Annotated in this window: 2 protein-coding genes and 1 pseudogene; all 3 read right to left on the bottom strand. The window is 57.4% G+C overall.

The annotated features are described in order from the left end of the window. Window positions 1–914 (bottom strand): DotH/IcmK family type IV secretion protein (locus tag E0D98_RS23885; protein WP_131891213.1); only part of this gene is annotated, 914 nt, incomplete at its 3' end. Between the two features lie 10 nt (window positions 915–924). Further along, on the bottom strand, window positions 925–1620 hold the full coding sequence (locus tag E0D98_RS23880; RefSeq protein ID WP_001287263.1) for a DotI/IcmL family type IV secretion protein: 696 nt from the start codon (window positions 1618–1620) through the stop codon (window positions 925–927). 11 nt (window positions 1621–1631) lie between these two features. After that, window positions 1632–1754 (bottom strand): annotated as a pseudogene (locus tag E0D98_RS28590) (conjugal transfer protein); the annotation flags it as partial.

The raw sequence follows: 1754 nt of genomic DNA, 5'->3' as shown, positions 1-1754 counted from the left end.
GTCACCGGCAGTTTCCACAGACGCGTACCGTCAGCAGATGCCAGCGTCTGTTCAAATTCATCCCGCAGCATGGCCCGCGATCGCACGAGCAGATCATCGCCGTGCTGCCAGATGGTGGTGCCCGGAACATTTCCGGAGAATTTCAGCCGACGCACGGTGGGATCATCGGGAGGAACACCGTCCAGAAAGGCCTGCAGGGTGGCATCATGCAGGGCAATCTTCTCTGATGGTACGGCTACCACAGGACTGGCAGGTCCCTGACGGGGAATGCGCAGATCCAGACGGCTGTCGATCTCCTGACTCAGGGTATTGGTGTCGGTTTCACCACTGGTGATATTCAGAATGACCGGTACAGACAGTCCTTTGAGGTAGACCGTTACATTCCCTGCAGCCCAGGCGCGCAGGGGAGTGACGGAGACCATATTGCCGTTGAACTGCACATCAAAGTGACCGGGTGCCGCGTTATAAGGCGGATCCGACTGAGGCCACGAGGAGCCGTTGATGTCCGTGAACGTTACCACGCTGACGTTATGCAGTGCGGTTCGGACAAGCGGCAGACTGGCCCCGGGTGACAGATTTACCGTGAGGGAGCTGATACGGGGCACCACACTGGTGACAGGTGCGCTGATGGCCCGTTCGTTATCGGCCATTCGTCCCCGCAGTTCCCGAATTTCACCTGCATTCAGGGGGGAATCCAGTGATGCGGCTTCCTGAACAAGGGGAGAGGCAGGTGGCGGCAGGGGGCCTGTGAGTTGTGTGGCTGGCGGGGGGCCGCCTGCGGGGGCGTTCCCGGGAGCCTGTCCTGTCTTTCCGCCAGCCTGTGGGGTTCGTGCGTTCTGCCAGCCCGGGTTATCTGCAGCCGTGACAGTGCCGCACACAATAAGCAGTGCGCCAAGAAGATGATGTATTTGCATGATATGAGTCTCAGGTTCCTGATGCGGCGTTACGGGAAACCATCTGGCTGATTTCCATGCCGCCGGGTTTGATTCGTGGGTCAACGCGCCGGACAGTGATTTCAAAGGTGAAGGCCTGCTCGGGGCGGGTGCTGGTCTGACCGACCAGACGCATCCTGACCGGATACTGGAATTTCCAGAACCAGATGCCGTTTTCCATCTGGCCCTGATTCACCAGCGTGCCGGCCCCGATGGTGGCTGTGAGGTTAAATTTCTCCTTTTTAATGGTGTCCAGAATGTTGGAGGCCTGAAGAGCATTCACATAGCCGGCAAAACCGGCTTCGGAAAAGCGGGGGGCCAGTGTCGTGATTTGTTTCCTGTAGTGGACAAAATCCAGATTAAAAGCTTCGCTCAGCGTCATGCTGCCAAACGTCATGACGTCGCTCTGACTCCAGGCTGGCTGACTGGTGGGGGCCAGGCGGACCAGCCGGCCATTGTCGGTGGCAAAGTATTCACGCGTTACGTTGCTGTTATGCCAGTACTGTATGATATTGCCGGTCAGACTGATGACGAGAGCTGCGCTGCTACACAGCAAGGCTCTGACCAGTCCGGGAACCAGTGCGGCCCGTTGTTCTGACTGTGCAATGGTACTGAGCGTTTGTTTATAAATATCTCCGCTGTTATCTGTTTCCGGAGAGACAGGGGATGTGGGGTGTGCTTCGCTCATGGGGCTCCTGTTCAGAGGTTATAGTCTTTCCAGGGGTCGATATTCCCCGGCAGATGTTCATTCACCCGATCCACGACGGCATCACAGACCTGGTTTTCCAGATCGCGAAGGATTTTGTCCAGGCTGGGGAATTG

Source organism: Escherichia sp. KCJ4928, assembly GCF_004352695.1.
Classification (GTDB): Bacteria; Pseudomonadota; Gammaproteobacteria; order Enterobacterales; family Enterobacteriaceae; genus ECMA0423.
The sequence above is the reverse complement of the archived record's forward strand: the minus strand, read 5'-3'. Positions and strand labels throughout refer to the sequence as shown.